Annotated in this window: 18 protein-coding genes; 8 read left to right on the top strand and 10 right to left on the bottom strand. The window is 70.0% G+C overall.

Features of this window, described 5'->3' with window-relative positions; all coding sequences use genetic code 11:
• Positions 1-15 precede the first annotated feature (15 nt).
• Both ACFORO_RS01355 and ACFORO_RS01350 read right to left on the bottom strand, forming a co-directional pair.
• Positions 16-1386, bottom strand: coding sequence for an MFS transporter (locus tag ACFORO_RS01355; protein ID WP_377875486.1), 1371 nt, complete (start codon positions 1384-1386; stop codon positions 16-18).
• Positions 1387-1742: 356 nt separating this feature from the next.
• Complete coding sequence (locus tag ACFORO_RS01350; RefSeq protein WP_377875484.1) at positions 1743-2978, bottom strand: FAD-dependent oxidoreductase; 1236 nt, start codon at positions 2976-2978, stop codon at positions 1743-1745.
• 55 nt (positions 2979-3033) lie between these two features.
• Between ACFORO_RS01350 and ACFORO_RS01345 the strand changes: the two genes are divergently transcribed.
• Positions 3034-3633 (top strand): TetR/AcrR family transcriptional regulator, encoded by a 600-nt coding sequence (locus ACFORO_RS01345; RefSeq protein WP_377875482.1) that lies wholly within the window; start codon positions 3034-3036, stop codon positions 3631-3633.
• On the opposite strand, the gene ACFORO_RS01340 is transcribed toward ACFORO_RS01345, so the two are convergent.
• The 3 genes from ACFORO_RS01340 to ACFORO_RS01330 all read right to left on the bottom strand — a co-directional run bounded on the left by ACFORO_RS01340 (position 3630) and on the right by ACFORO_RS01330 (position 6212).
• The gene (locus tag ACFORO_RS01340) at positions 3630-4112 is read right to left on the bottom strand and encodes a hypothetical protein (protein ID WP_377875480.1); all 483 of its coding nucleotides are present in this window, start codon (positions 4110-4112) and stop codon (positions 3630-3632) included. The genes ACFORO_RS01345 and ACFORO_RS01340 overlap by 4 nt on opposite strands.
• On the bottom strand, positions 4109-5455 hold the full coding sequence (locus ACFORO_RS01335) for an ATP-binding protein (RefSeq protein WP_377875525.1): 1347 nt from the start codon (positions 5453-5455) through the stop codon (positions 4109-4111). The genes ACFORO_RS01340 and ACFORO_RS01335 overlap by 4 nt, the downstream gene beginning before the upstream one ends.
• A gap of 76 nt (positions 5456-5531) precedes the next feature.
• On the bottom strand, positions 5532-6212 hold the full coding sequence (locus ACFORO_RS01330) for a response regulator transcription factor (protein WP_354748894.1): 681 nt from the start codon (positions 6210-6212) through the stop codon (positions 5532-5534).
• 112 nt (positions 6213-6324) lie between these two features.
• On the opposite strand from ACFORO_RS01330, the gene ACFORO_RS01325 reads away from it, so the two are divergent.
• A complete protein-coding gene (locus ACFORO_RS01325) occupies positions 6325-7236 on the top strand; it encodes a phosphatase PAP2 family protein (RefSeq protein ID WP_354748896.1) in 912 nt (303 codons plus the stop codon).
• Positions 7237-7282: 46 nt separating this feature from the next.
• On the opposite strand, the gene ACFORO_RS01320 is transcribed toward ACFORO_RS01325, so the two are convergent.
• The 3 genes from ACFORO_RS01320 to ACFORO_RS01310 all read right to left on the bottom strand — a co-directional run bounded on the left by ACFORO_RS01320 (position 7283) and on the right by ACFORO_RS01310 (position 10278).
• Complete coding sequence (locus ACFORO_RS01320; RefSeq protein WP_377875477.1) at positions 7283-8257, bottom strand: pirin family protein; 975 nt, start codon at positions 8255-8257, stop codon at positions 7283-7285.
• Between the two features lie 109 nt (positions 8258-8366).
• Positions 8367-9185, bottom strand: a complete 819-nt coding sequence (locus ACFORO_RS01315) for an alpha/beta fold hydrolase (protein WP_377875475.1) — start codon at positions 9183-9185, stop codon at positions 8367-8369.
• 10 nt (positions 9186-9195) lie between these two features.
• Positions 9196-10278, bottom strand: coding sequence for a peptidase dimerization domain-containing protein (locus ACFORO_RS01310; RefSeq protein WP_377875473.1), 1083 nt, complete (start codon positions 10276-10278; stop codon positions 9196-9198).
• A gap of 72 nt (positions 10279-10350) precedes the next feature.
• Here ACFORO_RS01310 and ACFORO_RS01305 point away from each other — a divergent pair, with 72 nt between their 5' ends.
• On the top strand, positions 10351-11274 hold the full coding sequence (locus tag ACFORO_RS01305; RefSeq protein WP_377875471.1) for a hypothetical protein: 924 nt from the start codon (positions 10351-10353) through the stop codon (positions 11272-11274).
• A 7-nt stretch (positions 11275-11281) separates the two neighbouring features.
• On the opposite strand, the gene ACFORO_RS01300 is transcribed toward ACFORO_RS01305, so the two are convergent.
• Positions 11282-11749, bottom strand: a complete 468-nt coding sequence (locus ACFORO_RS01300) for a MarR family winged helix-turn-helix transcriptional regulator (RefSeq protein WP_377875469.1) — start codon at positions 11747-11749, stop codon at positions 11282-11284.
• Positions 11750-11883: 134 nt separating this feature from the next.
• On the opposite strand from ACFORO_RS01300, the gene ACFORO_RS01295 reads away from it, so the two are divergent.
• From ACFORO_RS01295 to ACFORO_RS01275, 5 genes are all read left to right on the top strand, one after another.
• Positions 11884-13071, top strand: coding sequence for an FAD-dependent monooxygenase (locus tag ACFORO_RS01295; RefSeq protein ID WP_377875467.1), 1188 nt, complete (start codon positions 11884-11886; stop codon positions 13069-13071).
• Between the two features lie 124 nt (positions 13072-13195).
• Positions 13196-15028, top strand: coding sequence for an FUSC family protein (locus tag ACFORO_RS01290; protein ID WP_377875465.1), 1833 nt, complete (start codon positions 13196-13198; stop codon positions 15026-15028).
• A gap of 71 nt (positions 15029-15099) precedes the next feature.
• Positions 15100-15858, top strand: a complete 759-nt coding sequence (locus ACFORO_RS01285; protein WP_377875463.1) for an NPP1 family protein — start codon at positions 15100-15102, stop codon at positions 15856-15858.
• Between the two features lie 455 nt (positions 15859-16313).
• On the top strand, positions 16314-17501 hold the full coding sequence (locus tag ACFORO_RS01280; protein WP_377874014.1) for a CaiB/BaiF CoA transferase family protein: 1188 nt from the start codon (positions 16314-16316) through the stop codon (positions 17499-17501).
• A 33-nt stretch (positions 17502-17534) separates the two neighbouring features.
• Positions 17535-17963 carry a MarR family winged helix-turn-helix transcriptional regulator gene (locus tag ACFORO_RS01275; RefSeq protein WP_377874013.1) on the top strand — a complete coding sequence of 143 codons (429 nt, stop codon included), beginning with the start codon at positions 17535-17537 and terminating at the stop codon, positions 17961-17963.
• A 34-nt stretch (positions 17964-17997) separates the two neighbouring features.
• On the opposite strand, the gene ACFORO_RS01270 is transcribed toward ACFORO_RS01275, so the two are convergent.
• Complete coding sequence (locus tag ACFORO_RS01270; protein WP_377874012.1) at positions 17998-18924, bottom strand: LysR family transcriptional regulator; 927 nt, start codon at positions 18922-18924, stop codon at positions 17998-18000.
• Positions 18925-18998 lie beyond the last annotated feature (74 nt).

The raw sequence follows: 18998 nt of genomic DNA, 5'->3' as shown, positions 1-18998 counted from the left end.
ACAGCCTGGTCGAGGTCAGGTGATCGATTCCGCTGTCCCGGCGGCGGGGACGGCGATCCGCCAGGCGACGATCGCGGCCACCGCGAGTCCGGCGACGGCCAGGGAGCTGCTCGCGAGGAAGGGATCGGCGCCCTTCAGGGCGGGGGCGAACCCGATGCCGATGTACAGCGTGATCCCGGTGGAGCCGCCCAGTTGGTCGGCTGCTCGCTGGACGCCGGAGGCGATGCCGGCGTCCTCTTCGGTCACGCCGGTGACCGCGATGTACTGCAGTCCGACGATCCCGAGCCCCATTCCGGCGGCGACGAACACCATGGCCGGAATCATCACCGCGCCGGTAGCGCCGAACTGCGAGACCAGGGCGATGTCTGCCATGGCCAGCGCGGTGCAGCAGATCCCGGCCAGGACGCAGAACCGAGCACCCCGGCGTTCGAGTACCCGGGGAACCAGCACCGAGGCCGCGATCAGGGACACCGCCAAGGGCAGCATCGTCACCCCGGCCTGGAGCGGGCTGGCGCCCAACCGGTCCTGAAGGAAGTACGTGAACAGCAGAAAGGAGGTGGACAGTGCCGCGCTCACCAAGGCGGTGGCAAGGTTGGCCAGGACCCGGGGCCGGTTGCGGAAGAACCGCAGCGGCACGAGCGGATTGCGCGCGCGCCGCTCGACCCTGACGAACAGGGCCCCGGCCGCGGCCGCGCCCGCCAAAGCCGCCGGGGCCAGCCAGCGCGCCGCGCCGCCTCCTTCACCCGCTTCGACGACCCCGAAGGTGAAGAGCAACGGGGCCGCGATCAGCAGGAACGAACCGGGAAGGTCCAACGGCGTCCTCCCGGCCGGCCGTTCCCCCGGCACGAGGAACGCCGAGGCCAGGAACACGACCAGGATGAACGGCACGGACACCAGGAAGATCCACCGCCAGCCGAGGAATTCGGTGATGAACCCGGAGACCGCGAACCCGAGGACGAGGCCGCAACTGGCGACGGCCGCCCACCCGCTCAGTGCCCGTGACCTGCGCGGGCCTTCCGGGAACAGGAGCACGATCACCGACATCGCAGCAGGAAGCGCGATCGCCTCACCGGCCCCCTGCAGCAGCCGGGCCGTCACCAGCAGGACGAAGGACGGCGCCAGCCCGGCCAGCAGAGACGCGGCGCCGAAGACGGCGGTGCCGAGCAGAAGGACGCGCCGCCTGCCGAGTACGTCGCCCAGCCGGCCGCCGAGCATCAACAGCCCGCCACCGGTGATCGTGTACCCGACCACCACCCAGGTCAGCGCACGCCCGTCGACACCGAAGCCGGCGCCGATCGAGGGCAGGGCGACGTTGACCACCGTCACGTCGACCGCGATGAAGAACTGCAGCATGGCCATGCAGCACAGCACCAGCCGTGCACGCACCGGGGACGATCCGTCCCGGCACGCGAAGAGAATGCCTGAAATCACCAAGTGCTCCGTTGCTCAGAAGAAGTTCCGAGCAGCACCGACGTGCCGCTTCGGTTCGACCACGAAGCGACGGCACGTTCTGCAGAAGTTGAGAGAGACGCCCCGCCGCTAGCGGAGCGTCCTCGTCACTGCGGCGCAAGCCGCGCACGAAGAAGCAGACATGGTGCCGATCATACCGGAGCCGACCACAGAGTGATCTCTCAGTTCCCATCGCTCCGTCGTGGTGCCGCACTGTCCAATCGCCACACCTGTCCGCGCGGACTCTAAGCCAGTGCGGAGCTGAGCGGCGCCGACCCCGGATGGGCGCAAGCTCAACCCGCGCAACTGTCCACAGTGGACCGTCGAGCGAAAGCAGGCGCATGCTCCGGCCGCAGCCCAACCCCGCCAAGATAAGCCGTAACCCCGGAAAGCGCCGGAAACCGTTGCAGTGCACGCATCGGCGCGGGCAACCGGTTCAGGGTCCCGTCGAGTGCCGGACGCAGCAGCATGGCGTGTTCGCCCCGCTGGCTGGACTGCACCGCGACCGTCGGCAGCAAGCGGCGGCGGCGTACGGCGGCGAGGCGGGACACCGGGATCTCCCCGCGCCGCAACGGTTCCGCGAGAAGCCGGGCGGTGGCGACGGCGTCCTGCACGGCGAGGTTCACCCCGACCCCGCCCACCGGCGACATCGGGTGTGCTGCGTCCCCGATGCACAGCGCGCCCGCTGTGTGCCAGCGCGGCAGGAGGCCCATGGTCACTTCGAGCAGCTTGACGTCGTCCCACGAGCGCACGGCGGACAGTTGCGCGGGCGTCCAGCCGAACAACTCGCCCAGCCGGGAGCGGAATCCCTCGATCGGGCCGGAGCGCAGTGCGGCGTCCGAGCCGCGGGGGATGAGGTACGAGGTCTGGTAGTAATCGCCGCGGTCCATGGTCACCGAGGCGTATCCGGGGCCGAACCGGGCGAACACCCCCGGTTCGCCCGGTCCGGCTTTCGGCACCCGCACCTGCCAGACGTCCATCGGGACCTCCGACTCCCGCAGTGCGAGTCCGAGTTCGTGGCGCACCGTCGACCAGCGGCCGTCGCAGCCGACTGTTAGCGGAGCGGCGAGTTCGTGGACGGCGCCGGTGTCGTCGCGGTAGCGGACTCCGGTGACGCGGCCGCCTTCTCGGAGCAGCGAAACGACGGAAGCGCCCATGCGCAGGGAGAATTTCGGTTCCGCGGCACCGGCTTCGGCCAGCAAGCCCAGGAATTCGGCTTGGGGGACCATCGCGATGTGCCGGTGCGGGCCGCGCAGTCTGCTGAAATCCGCGGCTACCACGGTTTCCCCGCCGATTTCCATTTTCATCCGTTCCAGGATCGAACGGGACAGGGCGGCGAACTGGGGGCCCAGGCCCAGTTCGTCCAGCAGTCGCAGGGTCGACGGGTGCACGGTGTCGCCGCGGAAGTCCCGCAGGAAGTCGCGGTGCTTCTCCAGCACCACCGCCTCGACCCCGGCCCGCGCCAGCAGCAGGCCCAGCATCACGCCGGCCGGTCCGCCCCCAGCGACCACGCATCCGGTCCGCTCCATCGGTCCTCCAATCTTAGAGACACTCTAAGTTTAGAGTAACGCTAAGATTCACGCCATGACCGGGTTGCGGGAAGAGAAGAAGCGGCGGACCCGCCAGGCGCTGATCGAGGCCGCGCTCACGCTGTTCGACGAGCAGGGCTACGACGGCACGACCGTCGCCGAGATCTCCGCGCGGGCGAAGGTTTCCCCGGCGACGTTTTTCAACTACTTCGCCACCAAAGAGGAGGTCGTCTTCGCTGACCAGCATCTTTACGACGAGGTGGTGGACGGGGTGTTCGCCGCGGCGAAGCCGGACGCTCAGGTCGCCGAGCTCGTGACGAGGACTGTGCACGCGCTGGCGACGGCGGAAGCGTGGAGTTTCCCGCTGGACCATCCGCTCACCGAGGTGCGCACCCGGCTGCTCGCCGCGGTGCCCGCGTTGCGCGCCGGGTACCTGCTGCGCAACGCCGTGGTGGGCGATCGGTGGGCGGAGAAGCTCTACGAGACGTGCAAGCCGCAGCTGGACCGGGTCGAGGCGGCCGCGTTGACCGGCGCGGTGCTGGGCGCGTTGGAGGCGGCGTTGCGGCAGCTGCCGGACGGAAGCAGCGCGACGGAGGTCGTCCTGGCGACCGTCGACCGGGTCGTGTACGGGTTTCTGCCCGGGAAGAAAGGCTAATTGCAGTACAGGGATTCGAGTTTCGTGTCCGAGGCGACCACGGTGATCCCCTTGCCGATCGACTGCCCGGACGCCGCCAGCGACGCGGACACGGTGCAGACCACCTGCTGCAGACCGATCGGATACAGCAGTTTCATCGATTCGGAGACGGTCACGGTGACCGGCTGCGTCGAGGTGTCGACCGTGACGTGCCGGCCGGGCGAGAGCATCGAGTAGAAACCCTCTTGTTCTTCGACGCGCGTCGGGCCGCCGAACAGTTCTGTCAGCACCGTCGTGGGGGTCGCGTCCCGCGCCCAGGCGCGCTGCACCGGGCTGAGTTGTCCCGCGTAGACGAAATAGAGCGTGATTGCCGGACGCGGCGTGCCCAGCTGGAATCCGCCGGGTGCTTCCCCAGCGGGGACCACGCCGGTCGGCTGGACGCCGCAACTGGCCAGGAGCAAGACCGAAATCAGCGCGAGGAAGAGCCGGGGAAGTTTCATCGCTCCTCCTGCTCGGTGCGAGGCAGCCGGAGCGTGAACCGCGCCCCGTCGCCGGTGTTTTCCGCTGCGATGTCGCCGCCGTGCAGCCGGGCGTTCTCCAGCGCGATCGACAATCCGAGGCCGCTGCCGTCGGACCGGGCCCGTGACGTGTCCGCCTTGGCGAAGCGGTCGAACACCTTGGGCAGCACCTCTTCGGGGATCCCCGGGCCGTGATCGGTGACCGCCAGGGAGACTGTCGCGTCGTCGGTGCTCAGCTCGATTTCGACGGGCGGTGCGCCGTGGTGCAGGGCGTTGCCGACGAGATTGGCGATGACCAGGTCGAGCCGTCGCGGGTCCGCGGGCACGGTGACGCTGGGCAGGTCAGCCACCACGGAGTCGGTCCAGCCTCGGGCGGCGAGGGTGTTCGTCACGGCCTCGGCCAGGTCGACCTCCTCGACGCGCAGCTCGGCCCGTCCGGCGTCGAAGCGGGAGATTTCGACCAGGTCCTGCACGAGCCGGGTCAGCCGGCGTGTTTCGGACGACACCAGCCGCGCTGCCACCGCGGTGTCCGAGGGCAGCTGGTCGGCGTCCTCGTCCAGGACGTCGGTGACCACGTTCATCGCCGCCAGCGGGGTGCGCAGTTCGTGCGAGACGTCGGCGACGAACCGGCGCGCGTCGGCCTCCATCTCGCGCAGCGAGCCGACGGTGCGCTCCAGCTCCGCCGCGGTGTGGTTGAACGTGGTGACCAGCTGGGCCAGTTCGTCGGAACCCTTGGCGGGCAGGCGCACGTCGAGTTGTCCGTCGCCGAGTTTGCGAGCCGCCGAGTTCAGCGCGCGCACCGGCTGCAGCACCTGGCGCGCGGCCAGCAGCGCCAGCGCGACGGCGATCGGCAGGGCCAGCGCGGTCATCTGCCACGCACGCGTCGCCAGCTGGTCGATCGCGGCCTGCTGGGTGGCCAGCGGGACGGTTTTGTAGACCTCGATTCCGGTGTGTTCCCCCTGTGCCGCGCCATAGCGCAGCAGCGGCATCCCGATGTAGAGCACCGGACGGCCGCCCTCGATGACCCGCTGGAACTGGACACTGGTCCCGCCCGCGACCGCGGTGCGCAGCCCGGCGGGTATTTCCGCCGGATTCAGCCCGACGCGCGAATGCAGCGTCCCGAACACCACGGTCGTGACGCCTTTGAGCGAACTCGCCATGTTGTCGAGCTGCCGCTGGTCGGGCGGGAGCGTCAGCTGCGGCAGGTACGTCCTGACCTCGTCGCGCAACTGCACCATCGCCGGGTCCTGCACGCCGGCCAGGATCGTGTTGCGCGCGGACACGTAGCTCGCGCCCGCCGCCGCGCCAGCGCCGACCAGCGTCATCGCCGCGAACGCCAGCACCAGCCGCAGCCGCAGCCCGGACACCCACGACCGGAGCCGCTTCACGGCGCGGCCCGCTTCACGAGCGGCCGAACCGGTAGCCGAAGCCGCGCACGGTCTGCACATGGTCCGGGCGCGCCGGAACGTCCTCGATCTTCGCGCGCAGCCGCTGCACGCACGCGTCGACCAGGCGGGAGTCGCCGAGATAGTCGTGCCCCCACACCGAGGCGAGCAGCTGGCTGCGGCTGTACACCTGGCCTGGCGTGCGCGAGATCTCCAGCAGCAGCTTCAGTTCGGTCGGCGTGAGCGAGACCTGCTCGCCGTGCTTGCGCACCAGCATTCCGGCCCGGTCGATCACCAGGTCGCCGTGCTGTTCCGGCCCGGCGGCACCGGGTTCGGGGGCGGTGCGCCGCAGCACCGCGCGGATGCGGGCGTCGAGCACGCGCGGCTCGATCGGCTTCACGACGTAGTCGTCCGCGCCCGCTTCGAGTCCGGCGACGACGTCGAAATCGTCGCTGCGCGCGGTGAGCATGATGATCGGCACCTGGCCGAGCGCGCGGATCCGGCGGCACGTCTCGAACCCGTCGATGCCGGGCAGCATCAGGTCGAGGACCACGAGGTCGGGCGCGCGTTCGCGCAGTTGCACGACGCCGTCCTCGCCGGTCGCGGCGGTGTGCACCGTGTGTCCTTGACGGCGCAGCGCCAGCTCCATGCCCTCGCGGACGGACGCGTCGTCCTCGATCACCAACACCACAGCCACGGTGGCCATTATTCGGAATGCCCGCGGATTCGCGCGAGCCGGGCGGATCTTGTAGCGAAACCATGACACAGCTCTGACGAGATCCCGAAATCCCGCGGCCAGGCTCGAAGGCATGGCAGTGCTGACTCCTGAAACGCCGACCGTGCCCCTGTCCTCGCCCCGGCACGCGCTCGCCCCTCGAGGGCGTTCGCGGACCGCCGTGCTGGTCGCGGCCGCGATCGGGTTCGCGGGCGCGTTCGTCGTCGCCTACCTGCTGTTCGTGCGGACCGAGGCCGGGCAGCGCGCGGAGGACGGGGTCGTCCGCTTCGCGCAGAACCTTCCGCGGTCCACTGTGGACTGGGCGCGGCCGCTGGCCGGGATCGACGGCGTCGAGGTGTTCGGCGCGGCCGGGATCGTCATCGTGGCGCTCGCGGTGCTGCGCAAGCGGTTCGCGCTCGGGGTGACCGCGCTGGTGCTGTACTTGCTGCCGCTGGCCGCGGCGCAGCTGCTCAAGATCTACCTGCTGGACCGGCCGGACGTCGGTTCGACGGGAGCCCCGCACCACAACAGCTTTCCGAGCGGGCACGTCAGCGCGGCCACCGCCGTGCTGCTGGCACTGGCCGTGGTGCTGCCCGCGCGGTTCCGGACCTGGGTGCTCGCCGTGGGTGCGCCCGGCGTCGCCTGGGTGGCCGCGGCGACCGTCGCGCTGAGCTGGCACCGCCTGTCGGACACCGTGGGCGCGTGCCTGCTGGTGGCCGCGGTGGTGTCGGCGGGCGCGGCGGTCGTCTCGGCGAGACGTCCGGACGGCGGGCGGATCCCGGTGGTGGTGACGGGGGTCGCGTTGCTCGGGCCGACGTTGGTGGTGCTGGGCGGGTATGCGGTGCTGGCGTCGGCGACGTCGGTTCCGGCTCGGTTTGTGGCGGCGTTGGTGCTGGCGGCGTTGAGTGCGGTGGCGGTGGTGTTGCTGGCGGCCGGGCCGCTCCGGCGGGTGAACTTCGACCCGTCCGGGGCGCGGAATCGGTTGCGTGAGGCGGAGGGGTCCTGAGTGCTGGCGCCAGTTCTACCCGGCTGGTTCTAACCGGCGTAGCCACTCACGAGGGGTTGCGGCGCGGTTTGATCCGCACCGCGGGCAGCGGGGGAGCGGGCAGTCGCGCCGGGCCGCCGGGGTAGGGGTCGATCGCGCCGAACTGGTCGGAGTTCGCTTCCCACGCCTCGCGGTATTCGGCGATCTCGTCGTGGCTGCGGCCGACGAAGTTCCACCACATCAGGATTTCCTCGCCGAACGGCGGGCCGCCGAGCACGATCACGCGGGCCGGGGAGGAGCCGGGGTTGTGCAGGTGGAGCGTGGTCGCGCCGATGCCGAGGTAGCCGAGTTGAGCCTGCTGCAGCGGGGTGCCGGCGAAGGTGACTTCTCCGGTGTCGAGCAGGACGCCGTGCTCGAAGGACGGGTCCGCGTCGAGGCTGAGCTCCGCGCCCGGCTCGAGGACGATTTCCGCGCCCAGCAAGGGAGTGAACGTCTTCACCGGCGAGGTTTCCCCGGCAAGGGCGCCGAGGAAGACGCGGGCGGTGGCTCCGTCGAGTTCGGTGGCGGGCGGCGCGTAGTGCTGGAAGTCGCGGGCGGTGTGCCGGTGCTCGTCCGGGAGCGCGACCCAGAGCTGGACGCCGTGCAGCGTGGCGGTTTCCGGCGTCGACACCTCTTCGTGGCAGATGCCGTGGCCGCCGGTCATCAGGTTCAGCTCGCCGGGGCGGACCATCGCGTGCGAGCCGAGGCTGTCACGGTGTTCGATTTCGCCGGTGAACAGCCAGCTCACCGTTTGCAGGCCGGTGTGCGGGTGCGGGCCGACGGACATGCCGCCGCTGACGGAGGTGTCGTCGGGGCCGTAGTGGTCGGCGAAGCACCACGCGCCGATCAGCGAGCGCTTGCGTTGCGGCAGGGTGCGGCGGACCGGCATGGCCCGCGGGCCGCCGAGGGGCACCGAGCGGGCGTCGAGGACCTCGACCTTGCCGGGGTCGACGGGGTCCCCGCCGCACGCTAGTTCGGCCGGGTCGGTCTCGACGTTGCTCATGCCTGACACGATAACCGGCCGCGTGCGAGTTCCCGCCCAGCTGTCCGTGAGGGGAACCCTGAGGGCATCAGAGTCCGTGAAGGTGGCCCTCACGGACCGCTGGCGCGGGTCAGCGGGCGAGGAGGTTGCGCAGCCAGTCGAGCGCGGTCGGGAGCGCGTTCAGCACCGAGATGTGCCCGTCGTGCGGACGTGACCACATTTCGGCGTCCGGGAGGTTCCGCAGGAGCCATTCGCTGTGGCTGACCGGGACGATCTGATCCTCGCCCCCGTGCACCAGCAGCACCGGAACCCGCACGTCGGCAGCGGAAAATCCCCACGGCGTCACGTACGCGAGGTCGTCGTCGGCTTCGGCGGCCACGTCACCGGAAGCACCGGCGTCCTCGCCCAGCGGGCCCCACGTGCCGCGCAGCGCCGTCCAGTCCGCGTCGGTGAAGCTCGTCGGGTCGAATTCTTGCGTTTCTCCGTGCTGCAAGCGGGTTTCCCGGCCTTTGCGGGCGGCGCGCAACGAGCTGTCGTCGACCATCCCGCCGTACCAGTCGTAGTCCTCGGAGTACGGCGCCAAACCGGCGAGCGACACCGCCGCCGTCACCCGATCCGGCAGGCCCGCGGCGCAGGCCAGCGCGTGCGGTCCGCCGCCGGACGCGCCCATGACCGCGAAACCCGCTAGGTCCAGGGCATCCGCCAGCTGCCGCACGTCCTCGGCAGCCGACCCCACCGTCCGCCCGGCGTTCGGGGTGGACCCGCCGTACCCAGGCCGACCGTAGGAAACCACCCGAAAACCCCGCGCGGCGGCAGCCTCCACCACGGGCGGCAGCAGGCGGCCGGACTGCGGGGTCCCGTGGTGCCACACCAGCGGAAAGCCGTCGCCCCCGCTGTCGTGCACTCGAAGATTCCGGCCGTCCGGCAGCGATAGATCAGTCGTCCCCATGCCGGGAACTCTAGCCGCCCCGGCGCGCGCGATCGGCGAAATTGTCCCAGGCCTGCCGAACCAGCGCGGGGTGCGCGAGAAGGTCCGACGCGGTCCGGGCCAGCGCCGACGCCGTCGCGAGCAACACCGTCCGGGCTCGCGGCGAGCCGGTCGCCTCGGCGAACGCCCGGCTGCCGACCGCGCGCACCGGATCGTGGAGCGCGACCGACGGATGGATCGTCGGCATCCGCACGCTCAGATCGCCCACCTCGGCCCGGCCGGGCACTGCCGCCGCACCTGAAGGGGAAGCGTGGATCCCGCACGCCGCGAGTTGCCGGGCGAAATGCCCGGACAGCACCGGATTGTCCTGGAACCGCGCGTGAATCGGGCCGAACCGTTCGACGTTCGCCTTGGTCCCGGTCGCCATCGCGGCGCCTTCGGCAGCAGCGGTCACTTCGGTGACCACCCGGCCGAGCGCCTCCGAATCCGGCGCGCGCAACCCGAAGCGGGCTTCGGCGAAATCGGGCACCACGTCGGTGGATTCCTCGCCGTGCGTCACGATTCCCTGCACTGTCGCACCCGCCGGAAGCCGGGCGCGCAGGGCGGCGATCGCGGTGAAGACCTGCACCAGCGAGGCGACCGCGTCGGTGGTGTCTTCGGGCGCTGGACCGGAATTCCCGTGCACGGTCACCCGCAGTTCGGTCCGCGCGGCGAGCGGCGCGGCGGCCCAGGTGTGCACGCCGGGCTGGAAAGTCAGCACCGCGTCGATCTCGTCGGCGGGACGATCGGTGACGACGACGGAACCGGATTCCAGCGTCGCGGCGGTGGCGAGCGCCGCGCCGAGCACCGCCGCGGCGACGAGGTTGTGCCCGAATTCGCGGAGCCGGTCGGACGGAAGCAGCAGGGCGACGCACGGACGTCCGGCACCGTACACGGCGGTGCGGCCGGTGACGTCGAAACCGGCTGCGGCGAGCTGCCCGAGGCCGGGCGCCGGGTCGTCGGCGGGTTCGCGGGACCAGGCCCAGAGCCGCTCGGCGAGCAGTTCGATCTCGTGGTCGGTCCGGTCGTGCCGGTCCTCGTCGGACTCCATGCCGCCGAGGTACCCAGCGGGCAAGGAATCGATCCCCTGCGAAAGTGGGTAATTCGGCCGTGGGCGCGACGGGGCCGGTGCGCGATCGTCACTGGCATGACAGCGGGAACCTACCGGGTGCTGCCGGCCGAGGTGTCGGCGATCGTGAAGAACGTGGAAGGCCTCGGCTCAGCGGCGTTCTCGGCCGTGCGCGACCTCGAGACGCTCGTGATCGACGCCTTGTCGTTCGCGGGCATCGGCAGCGGGGTCGCCGCGGCGAACACCTTGCTGCAGTCGAAACTCGTGTCGTCGCTCGGCGACTTCGTGAAACTGATCGAACAGGTCAACGGCAAAGTCCAGCACGCGGCGCAGAACTACGCCGACGCCGACACCGCGGTGGCCCAAGGCTACGGCGGCGGAACGGGCGGCGGCGGGGGAGCCGGGGCGGCGGGCGGCGGTGCGGCTGCTGGGGGTGCCGCACCGCAGCAGCTGGACGAGCGGGTCGTCGATTCGATCATGCGGTCCGAGGGCGCGACCGGCGAACAGGGCGGGGTGCCGGAGGCGTACGGCTTCCGGCGGAACATGCACAACGGCTACGACCAGATCATGGCCGCCCGCCAGCAGTACGGCATCGGCAGCGCCGAGGAGCACGCCGTGGTCGCGCAGCTGATGACCGCGAACGCGCGCCACGCCGGAGCGCTGGAGTTCTCCGACGCGGGCACGCAGGCCGCGATCATGTCCGGCGCGCACATGCGCGGCGCGGGCGGCGTCCGGGCGATCCTGAACCACATGGGCGGCGCGGACATCGTGCAGAGCGCACGCACCCTCGACCCGGCCGCGGTGCAGCAGTTGCAGGGCTTGTCGCCGCAGGAATTCCAGCAGCAGTTCCACGACGCCCGGATCGAATACGACCGGGAGATCTACGGCGACACGACCACCCGCCAGAACGGGCACACCCAGAACTGGTGGGACCGCTACGGAAACGGGCTGACCCAGCGCTACGACCGCGAGCAGCAGGAGTTCCTGCGGCTGTCGCGCTAAAACCGCTTCAGTCCAAATCGGACAACCGGGCCGTCAGGTCCTCGACCAGCCGGGTCACCAGCCGGTCGAGGAGCTGGCGGTCTTCCGCTGTCCAGCCGCTCATCGCGCCGGCGAACCAGTCCTCGATCACGCCGATGTAGCGTTCGGCCGCGGCCTTTCCTTCCGGGGTCAGCTCGATCAGCCGGGCCCGCTGGTCGTCCGGGTCGGCCACGCGCCGCACCAGCCCGCGGCTTTCCAGCCCCTGCACCTGCCGGGTCACGTGCGGGCCGACGACGTTCATCCGGTTCGCGATCTCGCCGACCCGCAGCGGCGCGTCCTCGATGTGCAGGATGCCGAGCACGGTCATCGCCGGCCGTTCCAGCGGCAGCCCGGTGGCCTCGACCGCGCGCTCGAACAGCTTGCCCCGGCGCAGCGAACCGCTCAGCTCGTTCAGCCGGGGAAGCAGGTCCCGGAGCAGGGAAGGGACGGCGGACATCGCGGTCTCCTTGATTAGATACCTAAGTTAGGTATACAGTTGGGTCACCGGGATCGCGAGAGGCGGTTCCGGCCGGTCTCGAAAATGATACCTAAGGTAGGCATCTACCGCCTGCCGAGGCGAAGGGGAGAACCATGAGCAGGAGTGTGCTGATCTCGGGGGCGAGCATCGCGGGCCCGGCGCTGGCGTACTGGCTGAACCGGTACGGCTTCGCGGTCACGGTGGTGGAGAAGTCGGCGGCGGTGCGCGGCGGCGGGTACCCGATCGACATGCGCGGCCCGGCGGTCGAGGTGCTGCGGCGGATGGGACTGGACGAGGCGGTGCGGGCGCGGCACGTCAACACCCGGCGACTGGCGTTCCTCGACGGGGACGGCGGCGTCCTGAACAGTGTCGCGCCGACCGTGATCACCGGGGACGAGGCCGGGCACGACATCGAATTGGCCCGCGGCGACCTCACCAGCCTGTTGTACGACGCGGTGCGCGACGACGTCGACTTCCGCTTCTCGGACTCGATCGCCGAGCTGGACGACCGCGGCGACGGGGTCGACGTGACCTTCGCCAGCGGCCGGAGCCAGACGTTCGACCTGGTCGTCGGCGCGGACGGCCTGCACTCGAAGACCCGTTCGCTGGTGCTCGGGCCGGAGGAGCAGTTCCACCGCTACCTCGGCTACTGCTTCGCCGGGTTCACCATGCCGAACTACCTCGGCCTGTCGCACGAGGGCATGTCCTGGGCGGTCGCGGGCCGTTCGGCGTCGCTCTACGCCGCGGGCGACGGCGACATCGACCAGGTGCACGGGTTCCTCGTGTTCACTCACGCCGACCCGCCGTTCTCCGCGTTCGCCGACCCGGCCGCGCAGCGCGCGCTGGTCGCGAGCCGCTTCGAGGGCTGCGGCTGGGAGGTGCCGCGGATGGTCGAGGCGATGCGCTCGGCGGACGACCTGTTCTTCGACGTGGTCAGCCAGATCCACATGCCGGTGTGGTCGAAGGGCCGCGTCGCGCTGGCCGGGGACGCCGCGCACGCGACGTCGTTCCTGTCCGGGCAGGGCTCGAGCCTCGCGATGATCGGCGCGTACTTGCTGGCGTACGAGCTGGCGGAGGCTCCGCACGACGTCGCGTTCGCGGCGTACGAGAAGCGGTCGCGCGAGTTCGTGGAGGCGAACCAGGCGCTGGCGACGGGCGGGTCGGTCGTGATGTCGCCGCGGACCGACGCGGAGGTGGCGGCGCGGAACTCGGCGTTGCGGGCGTTGGACGGGCTGCCGGGGGAGGCGCACAGCGAGGTGCACAACTTGCTGACGCTGCCGCCGGAGCGCGCGACCGTCTGAGGCCGTGCGCGGCGATCCCGGCAAGAACCGCGATCGCCGCGCACGAGCTTTCCCCGCCGTGCGGCGCCCGGTCGCGGCGTGCGAGGCTACCCGGCGGCATTGCGCGGTGACGGAACGAGGCGGAATGAACGCGATTGCGCGCGGCGGCGGGATGCTCGCGGCGATTCTGGTGGTCGTCGGCGGCACGGCCGGGCTCGGGGTGGCGCTCGGGCTCGGCGGGACGGCGATGCTGGCCGGGCTGACTGCGTTGTTCTGCTTCATCGCCGCCACCGGCGGGCCCCTGCGGCCGGACCTGTGGCTGCTCGCGGCGTTCGCTCCCGCGGTCGTGCTGGGCGGGGCCGGGCCGCGGTTGCTGGGCGAGGTTTCGCCGGTCGCTTCGATCGCGCTGCTGGTGCTGGTGGTGTTCGCGGCGGCGGTAGTGCCCGCGCTCGGGCCGCGGTATGTGACGGTCGGGCTCGGACTCGGCATGGCTTCGGTATTCGGCTACGGCTTCCAGTTGAGCGGTGCGGCCAGCCCGGTGCAGATCATCTGTGCGCCGGCGCTGGCCGTCGGGGTCGTCTTCGTGCTGCGGCTGCTTATGGGCTTGCGCGATCCCGGTAAACCCACCCGCACCGCGCTGGCCGACGCCCTCGCCGGACCGGACCGCGCGAGCGCGGAGCGGGCAGTGCGATTGTGGGTGACCGACCGCCCGCGAGCGTGGCAGGCGCGTGTTCTCGCAGGCGGCGCGCGGTATCACGGAACGGCCGCGTTGCTACGGGACCGGCTGCGCGCGTTCGACGAGGAGCAGGCGGCCGCCGTTTCCCGCGTACTCGACGCGGCAGACGAACAGGTCGCGGCGCTTGCGGAAGCCGTGCGAGCCAAGACTGTCTCGGACCCACCGGAGATCGAACGAATCGATCCGGATGTCGCGCTGCCCGGGGACACCAGCGCGCTGCTCGACGAAGCCTGGGCCGGACTGTCCGCGATCCGGGAAGCAGTACTGGCTCGCGACGAGTCCATTGTGGACTTCCCGCGGCACCTCGTCCGCGAGGCCTTGCGACGCGAGGCGACCGGGGTGTTCTCGTGGCGGTCCGCTCAATTGCGGCACGCGGTGCGGTGTGCTCTGGGAATGCTCGTCGCGGCCGTGATCGCGACATTCCGGCCCGGCGACCCGCTCACGGTGTCTTTCCTGATGACGACCTTCGCGCTCATGCAGCCGGAATGGCGGGACACGCTGGCAAAGGCAGGGCAGCGCGCCGCCGGTGCCGTGGCCGGAGCCGTGGTCCTGGCGGTCGCGCTGTGGCTGTTGCCGCCCGGTGCGCTGCTGCCGCTGGGAATCGTCGCGCTCCTTGTCGGATTCCCGTTCATGCAGGTCAAACCGATGGTGTTCAACGGCTGCATGGTGCTGATGAGCGTTGGCATGAACGCCACGACGCGACATCTGGACGCGGTCTCGGTACTCGTGGAGTACCTGCTGCTGGTGGCGCTGGCGGTGGCGATCGGACTGCTTTTCGGCTTCGCCGCAGTGCCAGGCGTCCCGAAACCTTCAGTGGCACAACGATTTTCCGACGCCGTCGCTGAAACTGGCGAACTGCTCGCCTCGGTGGCGGAACGACTGCGCGGGGGAGGCGGCCGACGCGAGGTCGGACTGCGATTCCGGGCAGCGGCCCGGACACATCAGGACCTGCTGAGCCCCGAGCCCGGCAGCCGGGAGCCTTCGCCGGAGCAACGAGAAGCCCTGGAAGAAGCCGGACAGGGCCTACGCGGACTCGCCGCGTCGGCAGGCGCGCTGCTGCAGCGAGACGACCAGTCGCCGACAATGGCGTCCTTCGCCTCGGCAGCCGCGGACGCGCTGGCGGGCAGCGGCGAGTTGCCGCCGCGTCCGGCCGACGTGGACGAGGAGGAGCGCCTGCTGGCCGACCTCGTACGAGCTGACCTGCTGCGCGTGCACCGGGGCGCGGAGGTCCTCGCGAACTGAAGGCCGTGCGGCCACCGAATGCTTCCCTTGCGTACCTTCACCTTCTGTATTCGCGATGTCACCATCCGAACATGAGGAAACTCCCGATCGTGACGGTGACGGTGGCCATGGCACTGCTGTTCCCGGTGTCCGCGGCGTACGCCGATCCGCCGCACAACCTGCCGCAGAACGCCAACGGATACGAGCAATCCTTCTCGCCCGCATACGACTACGACGGCGACGGCTGCTACGCCACCCCCGCGATCGGCCCCGACGGCACGCTGGCTCCCGGTCTCAAAACCACGGGTGCGGTCAACGGCAACTGCCACGACAAGTCCGACCTGGACAACTCCCAGACCTACTCCCGGTCGACTTGCAACCACGGCTGGTGCGCGGTCGTCTACGCGAGCTACTTCGAAAAAGACCAGGCAGTAGACGGCAGCGGCCTGGGCGGACACCGGCACGACTGGGAACACGTGATCTCGTGGATCGACCAGTCGTCGAACCAGGTCGAGTACGTGACGACCACGCAGCACTCCTCGCAGGTGACCTATCCGCGGTCAAAGGTGACCTTCGACGGCACCCACCCGAAGGCGGTGTATCACAAGGACGGCCCCGGCACGCACTTCTTCCGCCTGGCCGACGCCCATGACGAACCGCCGGAAAACCACTACCACGACTGGCGCTATCCGCCCTTGGTCGGCTGGGACGGCTGGCCGACGACCACCCTGCGCGACCGCCTGATGGGCGCGGACTTCGGTGCCGCGACGATCAAGATCAGCGAAGGCCGCTACCAAGACCTGCTGGAAAAGTCGAAGCCCAACGGCATCCCCTTCGACCCGCGCGGCTGACGAGTTCCGTGAGGGCCACCCTGGGGGACTCAGAGTCCCTCAGGGTTCCCCTCACGGCCCCTCGACGGTCCGTGAGGGGCTCCTTCACGGAATCAGATTCCTTCAAGGAGCCCTTCACGGACCGCCTCCGCCCACCGCCGGAACGCGCCCCAATGTGGCATTGGGTGCGTCAGACGCACCGAACGCCACATTGGGTGCGTGCGATGCACCCAATGCCACATTGGGGCGCAAGCCCCACCCACGAACAAACCGCACCGGTGCACCCAACGATCGAGGCACCCAGCCCCTCCCCAACCCCGATACGAAGCCTTCTCTGCGGTTCGGGGGTGCTTGTCAAGGCATCTTTCCCGCCTTGACAAGCACCCCCGAACCGTCAGCACAATCAAGCTTCGGGGTGCCCCACGCAACACTTCTTCCCGCAGCACCCCACCGAAAACCGAGTAATAGTAAGCACCATGCACCCAGCGCTCCCGCTAGACGGATTCACCATCGTCTCCATCGAACAAGCAGTAGCCGCCCCCTTAGCCACCCGCACGTTAGCCGACCTAGGCGCCCGAGTGATCAAGGTAGAACGAGCAGACGGCGGAGACTTCGCCCGAGAATACGACCACGTAGTCCACGGCACCGGCGCCCACTTCGTCTGGCTGAACCGAGGCAAAGAATCCCTAGCCATAGACCTAAAAACAGCAGAAGGCCGCGACGCAGTACACCGCCTGATCGCCCAATCAGACGTCTTCATTCAAAACCTGGCCCCAGGCGCAGCGGCCCGTCTAGGCTTCAACGCTGCAGACCTCCGGGCCAACCACCCAGAACTAATCGCCGTAGACCTCTCCGGCTACGGTACCGGCGGCCCAAGGGAACAACGCAAGGCCTACGACATGCTCGTCCAAGCGGAAGCAGGCCTGATCGGCATCACCGGCACCCCGGAAACCCCGGTGAAAACCGGCATCCCCACCTCCGACATAGCCTCCGGAATGTACTGCGCCCAAGCAGTCCTGGCCGCCCTCCTGCGCCGCGTCCGAACCGGCCAAGGCGCGACAGTGGAAGTGTCGATGCTGGAAGCGACCGTCGAATGGATGGGCTACGCGATGTACAGCCAGATGTACTCCGGACGCCAGCCCGCGCGCATGGGCCTGAGCCACGCCTCGATCGCCCCCTACGACGCGTACCCGACGAAAGACGGCCAAATGCTGATCGGCGTCCAGAACGACAGCGGCTGGCGAACCCTGGTCACCGCGGTCCTCGAAGCCCCGCAACTTGCCGAAGACCCCCGATTCACCACAAACGTCCTGCGCGTGAAACATCGAGCGGAATGCGACACGGCAGTAGCCGCCGAAACGGCCCGATGGTCCACAGTGGACCTGGACGAGCGGTTAGCGAAAGCAGGAATCCCCGCCGCACAGGTAAAACAGGTCGCCGATGTCGTAGCAGACCCGCAGCTGCGCGCCCGCGACCGCTGGCGGACGATCGGCACCGAACACGCGACCGTCGACGCGCTGCTGCCGCCGGTGACGTTCGCGGACGTCGAGGCGCGGATGGGCGACGTCCCGGCGTTCGGCGCGCATACCCGTGCGCTGCTTGAAGAAGCCGGGCTGGACGCGGACGACCTGCTGAACCGGGGGATCGCCGCCGAGTCGCGTTGACAGTTGTATGGTGCATCTCTAGCATGCGGGGACATGCCGGGAGAAGACCGCGACGGCGATGCCCTGGACGCTATCCACCGCGCGATGATCCTGTTTTCCCGCGGGTCCCGGGTCCGCTCGAACGAACTGTACGAGGGGCTCGGGTTCGTGCAGTACACGATGCTGTCCTCGATCGACCTCGCGGACTGCGCGCACGCCGCGGATCTCGCCCAGGAGTACGGGCTCGACCCCTCGACCGTGAGCAGGCAGCTGGCGGAGCTGGAGAACGCCGGGCTGCTGGTGCGAAGTCCGGATCCGCGGCATTCGCGCAGGCAGCAGCTCGAGCTGACCGAGGACGGGCATCGCGCGCTGGCGATTACCCGTGCGGCGCAACGGGAACGGCTCGAGGAGCGGTTGCGGGACTGGCCGAGTCGGGACGTGGTCGAGTTCGGGCGGTTGCTGACGAGGTTCGTCGAGTCTTAGCCGTCCACAGTGGACGGCGGGCCGGGCGGCTCGGTCAGCCGCGGCGGATCGGGCCCAGTTTCGCGGAGAGGTCCTCGGCGAGATCGGCCGGACGGGGCGGTCCGTCGGCGCGGTCGGCGGCCCAGGCGAGCGCGAGCCGGCTCGGTTCCCAGCCGTCCTCGTCGATCCGGACCAGCTTGAACTCCGGCGGCGAGAACATCCGGCCGATGAACGACGCCGGCGCGTAGGACACGAGGGCGACCAGCCGCCGGTTGAACACCTGCGCGGCCATTTCGAGCTCGCCGCCGCGCCCGCTGACCGCGCGGACGATGTTCCGGACGCCGCGTTTCGCGAGCCGCCGGGTCAGCGCGGCGAGGATGACCGGGTTCGGCCGGGCGAAGTCGATGACCACCTCGCGGTCGCGCAGTTCCTCGATGCGGACGAGGTCGCGGCAGGCGAGCGGATCGTCCGCGCGGACCGCGATCGCGCCCTGGTACTCGGCGACGGTCCGGGCGCGCAGCCGTCGGTCCTCGACGGCGAGGTGGATCAGCCCGAGTTCCAGATGCCCCGACACGAGTTTCGCGGTGACCTCGGCCGCTGACCCGGCCACCTCGAACGTCGCCGGGGAAGCCAGCCCGCCGACCGCGGTTTCGAGGTCTTCGAGGAGGTCCGACGGCGCGTACGCGGTGGCGCCGACCCGGATCGGCGTGCCGTCTTCGAGGACTCCCGCCGCGATGTCCTTCAGCCCGTCGACCTGGCGCAGGATCGCCCGCGCCGGGCCGAGAAGCGCTTCGCCGAGCGGGGTGAGTCGGACCTCGTGGTAGTGCCGTTCGAACAGCGGGCCGCCGAGTTCGCGCTCGAGCAGCTTGATCTGCTTGCTGAGCGGCGGAGGGGTGATCCGCAGCCGGTCCGCCGCGCGCTTGAAGTGGAGCTCGTCGGCGACCGCGACGAAGTATTTGAGCCGGGTGAAGTCGATCTCCATCGTCCAATGTCCAGCGGGGCGGGCGGGTTTCCGGCGATCATACGGCGGGGGAGGGAAGTTCGGCTGGTTGTTGG

Source organism: Amycolatopsis halotolerans (genome assembly GCF_042647905.1).
Classification (GTDB): domain Bacteria; phylum Actinomycetota; class Actinomycetes; order Mycobacteriales; family Pseudonocardiaceae; genus Amycolatopsis; species Amycolatopsis halotolerans.
The sequence above is the reverse complement of the archived record's forward strand: the minus strand, read 5'-3'. Positions and strand labels throughout refer to the sequence as shown.